Source organism: Geobacillus sp. BMUD, from assembly GCF_013096845.1.
In the GTDB taxonomy this organism is placed as follows: domain Bacteria; phylum Bacillota; class Bacilli; order Bacillales; family Anoxybacillaceae; genus Geobacillus; species Geobacillus vulcani.
In genome coordinates this window covers 81,936-88,354 of sequence record NZ_SDLA01000013.1, presented here as the reverse complement: position 1 = coordinate 88,354, position 6,419 = coordinate 81,936, and the positions used below count along the sequence as shown (strand labels likewise).

Sequence of the window (6,419 nt, the reverse complement as noted above, 5' to 3'; positions counted from 1 at the left end):
AATAATGTGCAAATGTTCGGAAATAATCTGCAAAACCTGGAATAATTCGCAAAGATTTTGCACATTATTTCCGAATCCGTCCGAAATAATTTGAAAAAGGGATTCTGAAATAATGTGCTAATTTACACTATAATGAAAAGGAGCGCCGGGCAGGGAAAAAAACGCATTTGGAATCAAGTTAAGAATAACAACGGGCGCAAACGATATAATGATGCTGCCAATTAAAAGATATATTTGATTTTTTATCTTATTCGAATTGGAACGAAGGTGTAAATAAAATAGGACTACGCAACCTAGCAGTGCTAGAATAATATTGGCTACAATACATGGACGAATGATTGTGCTAATGATGACACGATGATGAATACCAATGAATAGATAACTGATCGTTATAAAGATGGCCATATATAACGTGAGAATGCGCACTTGGCGAAAAAAGTTCGGTTTTGCAGACGAAGGAAAATGCTCAAAAAATTTTAAAAGGATGTAAGGAGCAAATGAAATAAAAACGACCTCCAATTCTCTTGCTGGCTTTATATTTTCGCTGGAAGGGATTGACAGAGCGAGGGCCATTCCACTAATAAACATAAGAGCCAAAAAATACTGAATGACAATCGAATTAGGTTTTTGCACATAACTGTAAATGCCAGCCAATAAAAAGATCATTCCTATAAATATTGGAAAATAACGTTGCGGCGAAACATGTTCATTGTACATTTTTAGTAAAAAATAACAAATAACGAAAATGGAAATAAGGATTAGGCTAAAAGGAAGAACTTTTTTATTCATTCTATCCCTAACTTTCTAAATATCTTTTTAAGCGGGCTATTTGAATCTGCTTGTCGGGAAAATGAGTAGCTATTTGACGAAACGCCTTATCCATATAAATTTTCGAGAGAATCAAGCAGTAGTCGATCGCCCCTGTTTTTTGAATGTAGTTTCTAATCTCCTTAATTAATTGAGAATTATTATTAGCTTCTTTTAGCTGGCCAAGCTTCCTTACTAACCATCCATTATCTTTTTTAGAGCTATATTCGATGGCTTTAATGAACGGGAGTGTCGCTTTTTTATTAGTGAGATCGCTTTTGTCGTCTGACATAATATCCCGAGCATCATTTTTCAATTGGCCAGCGATACCGATATCCATTGCGATCGTTTCCCATATATGTCTATTGGGCATATCACTGAGTTCACAAACTAATTTGACTAATGAGGATGATTTTTGTTTAATAATCGAAAAATAGTCTTCTTCTGTCGGAATACATTCAGAAATAATAAAATGTAAGTCTTTCCATTGTCCATTGCAAGCATTTTGTAGTTCAGAAATAATAATCGAAAGTTTTTCTTGTATATCTTCTTTAGAATTATGAAGAATAAGCCGAAACGCTTCCATCATAAGCGCGTTAGCGATCGTAACTGCTTCCCCAGTTGTTAACTGACTTACAACTTGATCACTTTGGTCATGGTCGGAAATTTCATCAAAAATGTCTGTTGCTAGAATGAGAAGTTCAATAGCAGCAGCATGACTAATAATAGACTGTATACAAGTGTCGTCTTTTAAATGGAAGGTGGATACTTGCGCATAAAATTCCCCCCAGGAAAAATGTGTTTCATTAGTGCTCAATATTTTCCCCTTGCCGTGCAGCAGATGAAAAATATATTGAATGATTTCTTTTTCTAGCATACAGCTAGTCAACAAGTGATTTTGCAAAAAAGCTCTGATAGTGCTTTTTTCAATCCTGTTCATCTAATCTTACACCCAAAGATTTCCTTCTTTTTTTGAGCTGTCCTGAAGATATGCTGCAAGTGCTGAGAATTCTTGTGGACTTAAGCGTTCCTTTGCGAGCGCAAGTTCCGTTGCTCCAATGCCATCTTTCTCAAGAAGTTCTTGAAGGACATCCCATAAATTTTGATTCATAAACAAAGCCCCCCTCAATAAATGATTATGGTTCATCAAAATTTTACACTATATTACAACTTCTGTCATGATTTTCTCTAAAAATAGGTATTTTCCGTAATCAAAATTGTGGAAAATACGGATGTTTGTTATTTCAAGTTGTCTTAAAATGTAGAACGTAGGCTAGAACGCATCCTTGATAGGAGGATGAAAATATGGCAACTCTAATTAGAAAAATTGCCGAATATTTAATTCGAAATTGGCCTAAGCTCAGCGATTGGATCAAAAAGGCGATTATCGCTGTTGCGGGTAGCGCGATTGTAAATGCAATTGCCCAAGGTCTTAGTGCGCTTATTGATTACCTTTCAGGGTTATCGTCTACTGTTATTGAGGCTATCGCAAAATTATTAGGTTTCTAATTAGCACGGTAGCCTGTGGCTATAAAAATAAAAATGGCTACAAAGGGGGCCCTCTAAATCCCTTTGCAGCCATTCGAGCTGATTTGTCTAGAACACATTATTAACAATAAAAAAGATGCGTTCTAGCCTATTTTCATTAAATAAATTATAACGAGGTTTTAGTTATATGTCAATGGGTTCCAATGTATTATATGTAAGGGATTTTACAAAGATGATAAATCACAAAGTTATTTTAAAGGATTGCAATATGGCGATCGCAAGAGGAGAAATATGCTGTCTGTTCGGAAAGAACGGAACAGGAAAAAGTTTATTTTTACATTGCATATTAGGGTACACAAATTTTGAATCGGGATTAGTTAAGATTAACGGATATGATATAACGAAAAGAATCCAAATTAGAAGGCACAGTGGATTTGTGCCAACGGATGACTATTCTTTTTGTGAGCTTTTAACCCCTAATGAGTATTTTTCATTTATAAAAGGTGTTTTTTCTTTATCTGAAAAAGAGACGAGCAGAAAAATTGAACATCTATCAGAGAAATTATCTGTAAAGCTTTACTTAGATGAACTAATCGGAAATTTATCTTTTGGGACAAGAAAAAAAATTGTACTTATGGGTATTTTATTATATGATCCAGTTTTGTTAGTTTGTGACGAGATTTTTGAGGGGTTGGATGCACCGTCAGTCCAAGCGGTTAGGGAGATATTTTTAGAGAAGAAAAAGAGGGGTCACTCTATTTTGTTTACAAGCCATTTATACCAAGAGGCTATTGCGGTATCGGATAGGTGCTATCAAATCATTAATAGAACAATTAAAGAGGACGATTATTTATAAAAGGGAGTCTAGAATAACATGCTCATTAAACAATATTTTATGATTTATACAAAGCTAGTAGAAGGGCATGTTAACAAATTGCTATCTTGGGGAACTGCTGCTCTTTTTGGAGGAGTATTGGCTGTTTTGCTGCATATGTTTCAAGTTGATATTGTACTGAAGATAGTCCCATTAGCCATTTTCCTTCTACACATAATTTCCATATTTATGAACGGAAATCAAAGAGAAAGTATTGAAGCATTATTTGTTTTTTTAAAAAAAACACCTATACACCCATTTAAAATAGTTATCTTAAATGGATTATGCAAACTATTTAACCGGGATAAAATGAGATTCTATTTTTTAAATTTTATTGTCCTAGTTATAATTCAAACTCCATTGTTACTTATGGCCCTTTATTTTTTTCGGATTCTTTCTCTAATATTCGTGTCTCAAGTGATAGAGTATATATCCTATTTAGTTAAAAGAAGGTATTTTTGGCGTTTTTTAATCCCGATAATTTTTCTGGTTGTTTTGTTTTTCACGGAAAATGAGAAGCCATATTTTTTTAATTTCCATTATTATGCGGTTTGCTTTTCTCAAACAAGACTATATGATTCTATAATCTTATTAAGTGTTGCTATATCATTGGTGGCAGCACCTGTCTTTGTTAATAAATTATTAATCGTCAAGAAGCCAGATCTTCCTATAGGCATTAGGAGATTGAGCAATGTTATCTCCCGACTGAGTTATATAGCAGTATTTAATCCGCAGTTACAAAATATCATAAAAACGAGCATAAAGATATATATAAGGGATCAATCTGTATTATTAAAATATTGGACTATTACGGTTTTATCAATCGTATATTCTTGGGGGAGCTATGTTGTACAAGGAGCCAATGACGAAATTTCTAGCTTTTACTTAGTATTTATGATGAGTTGTTATTTTTTTTATGAGGTTAGAATGTTAGGATTGTTCCGTTCCAACAGCATTGTTGATCATTTTCCTGTACCAAATCAGCAGAAGATAATGTCCGATGATTTTGTGGCAGGATGTTTCAATATTTTGTTTAGCTGGTTTGCATTAGTTGTCTACTGTATTTTTTTTGAAGTCCATCTTTCGCTTATGTTCACCAATATGATAATATCTATTTTTTTGTATAGTATCAGCCTTTATTTTAAAGCACAAAAATCTCCGACGAAGAAATATGTAATATTTTCCTCTGTAAAGTATATCATTTTGAGCCTATTTGTAGGGCTTATATTGTTGCGCGCGGGAACATTGCTGAGCATTTTAGCGTTGGTAGTCTTCGGTATTTTTACGTATTACAAAATATACAGGGAAGGAATGGAGTAACATGAGATATCTTCTATTGGCTGCCGCCGTTGTTGCCTATTTTATTTATCGCAACCAATCGCCGTACAATTTTATATTGATCGCTATTGTTGCAGTACTTTTCGTTTCTGCGCTTAGTTCGAAAAAGAGAACAAAGTAGGTGATGATTCATGCGAGCCATTATTGAAAAAGAATTTAAAAGCTTATTTAAAAGTTTTAAATCGATTGCTGTGATTTTGTTTTTTCTGATTGTGAGTTTTGCCTCGTCTAAATTTTTCAGCAATAACTTAGAATTATTGCAACAAGATCAAGGTGAATCCGTGTATGCCTCCAGCATTCGTGCACTTGTGATGTTTTTTGGGTCTCTCTTTGTCTTATCGTTATCTCATGATGTGATAAATCGGGAAGTGGAAAATCAGACAATCCGTTTTTTAGTTACAAAGTCTTCAAGAAATGCCATTGTAATTGGAAAGTTTCTTGGGGTTTTTTTGTTTTGGTTCGTCTGTGTTCTAAGTTCATTTACTGTCATTGCTTTGTTTGCGGGACAACTATTTGTTTTTGATTTTCTGAAAATGATCTGTTTTCTTGCCTACGCTATCGGTGTGACGATATTACTTTCATTGGTGGTAAAAAAGCCATCCCATACTACATTCATTGCTATTTTATTAGGGATTGCTATACCGGTGTTAGGGATATGGTCTATCACATCTAAGCAATTTGTTTTAAAAATTGTTAAATATGTGTTGCCTTATTACTACATTATGAAAGGAAGCTATTATACTTTTGTTCCTGCTTGTTTCGCGGCGCTTATGCTGCTAATCGCCTTGGCGGTATTTAAAAGGAGAGATTTGTAATGAAAATGATACAAGTACATAACCTAAAAAAGAAATTTAAAGATCATTATGTCGTTAAAGGGGTTACTTTTGATGTAGAAAAGGGCGAAATTTTCGGCTTTTTAGGCAAAAACGGCGCAGGAAAAACAACGACCATTAATATGCTCACAGGAATTACGCTCCCTAGCGAAGGGAGTTTTGTGATTGGCGGGAAAACGAACAAGGAAATGAACGAGATTAAGAAGATGATCGGTGTTATGCCTGATGCGGCAAACTATTATTATGATTTAACAGCTTTAGAACATCTAACATTTTTTGCGAAATTGAAAAACGTGAAACTAAAAAAGGTTGATGCGTTGACTATATTAGATAGTGTAGGATTGAAAGGGCATGAGAAGAAAAAGGTCGGCAGTTACTCATTTGGAATGAAAAAGAAGCTTGGGATTGCCCAGGCGATCATAGGAACACCGTCAGTTGTATTTCTCGATGAGCCGACTTCCGGTCTGGACCCGGAATCGGCTGCCGAAATTCAGCAACTTATTCAGCAACTTGCTTCTAATGATATGACGATTTTTCTAACATCACATAATCTTTCTGAAGTAGAAAAAATATGCGATACGATTGCGATTATGGAAGACGGGGTCATTTCGAAAATTGGGACGATGGAACAGTTAAGAGGGATGCATAAACGAGCGATTCAGTTGTTGATAAAAATAAAAAAAGAACATCATTCTATTGCGCACTCGTTAAAACGTGATGTCGGCGATTTTATTTCCAATGTGCAAACATCGGGTGACTATTTATGCTGTGATCTTTGGCGGGAGTCAGACATTCCAAAGCTGATTGATTATTTGTCGCGTCAAAATATTGATATATATGAAGTAAGAGTAGAAAAACCGACATTGGAAGATATTTTCTTTGATCGTGTTGCGGATCGCTAGTCATCGCTAATAAGTTAATGTCAACATCTATATTCGCGGCTTTTATCACTCCCATAATCAATACATTCCATACTGCGAGGGGAGGCGCGGGAAGCGTATGAGTGAGTCTATGCCGATGCAAGGCAAATCGAGACGCGGATTGAGGCGACGGCCGATGAATTGGTCGATGGAATCAGC

8 protein-coding genes are annotated in these 6,419 nt (G+C 35.1%); 5 read left to right on the top strand and 3 right to left on the bottom strand.

The window, feature by feature from the left end; genetic code table 11:
- Window positions 1-117 precede the first annotated feature (117 nt).
- The 3 genes from ETC05_RS13680 to ETC05_RS13670 are packed head-to-tail and all read right to left on the bottom strand — an operon-like array spanning window position 118 to window position 1,918.
- The gene (locus ETC05_RS13680; protein WP_216366485.1) at window positions 118-789 is read right to left on the bottom strand and encodes a hypothetical protein; all 672 of its coding nucleotides are present in this window, start codon (window positions 787-789) and stop codon (window positions 118-120) included.
- A gap of 7 nt (window positions 790-796) precedes the next feature.
- Window positions 797-1,747 (bottom strand): polyprenyl synthetase family protein, encoded by a 951-nt coding sequence (locus ETC05_RS13675; protein WP_031405770.1) that lies wholly within the window; start codon window positions 1,745-1,747, stop codon window positions 797-799.
- Window positions 1,748-1,753: 6 nt separating this feature from the next.
- Window positions 1,754-1,918, bottom strand: coding sequence for a hypothetical protein (locus ETC05_RS13670; protein WP_167332993.1), 165 nt, complete (start codon window positions 1,916-1,918; stop codon window positions 1,754-1,756).
- Window positions 1,919-2,112: 194 nt separating this feature from the next.
- Here ETC05_RS13670 and ETC05_RS13665 point away from each other — a divergent pair, with 194 nt between their 5' ends.
- From ETC05_RS13665 to ETC05_RS13645, 5 genes are all read left to right on the top strand, one after another.
- On the top strand, window positions 2,113-2,316 hold the full coding sequence (locus ETC05_RS13665) for a hypothetical protein (protein ID WP_031405755.1): 204 nt from the start codon (window positions 2,113-2,115) through the stop codon (window positions 2,314-2,316).
- 211 nt (window positions 2,317-2,527) lie between these two features.
- On the top strand, window positions 2,528-3,151 hold the full coding sequence (locus tag ETC05_RS13660; protein WP_237746866.1) for an ATP-binding cassette domain-containing protein: 624 nt from the start codon (window positions 2,528-2,530) through the stop codon (window positions 3,149-3,151).
- Between the two features lie 18 nt (window positions 3,152-3,169).
- Entirely contained in the window at window positions 3,170-4,489 is a 1,320-nt protein-coding gene (locus ETC05_RS13655; protein WP_171661250.1) for a hypothetical protein, read from the top strand.
- A gap of 149 nt (window positions 4,490-4,638) precedes the next feature.
- Window positions 4,639-5,322 carry an ABC transporter permease gene (locus ETC05_RS13650; protein WP_031405748.1) on the top strand — a complete coding sequence of 228 codons (684 nt, stop codon included), beginning with the start codon at window positions 4,639-4,641 and terminating at the stop codon, window positions 5,320-5,322.
- Window positions 5,322-6,242: an ABC transporter ATP-binding protein gene (locus tag ETC05_RS13645; RefSeq protein ID WP_031405746.1), complete on the top strand. Its 921-nt coding sequence runs from the start codon at window positions 5,322-5,324 to the stop codon at window positions 6,240-6,242. Before ETC05_RS13650 ends, ETC05_RS13645 begins: the two co-directional genes overlap by 1 nt.
- The last annotated feature ends 177 nt before the right edge of the window (window positions 6,243-6,419 follow it).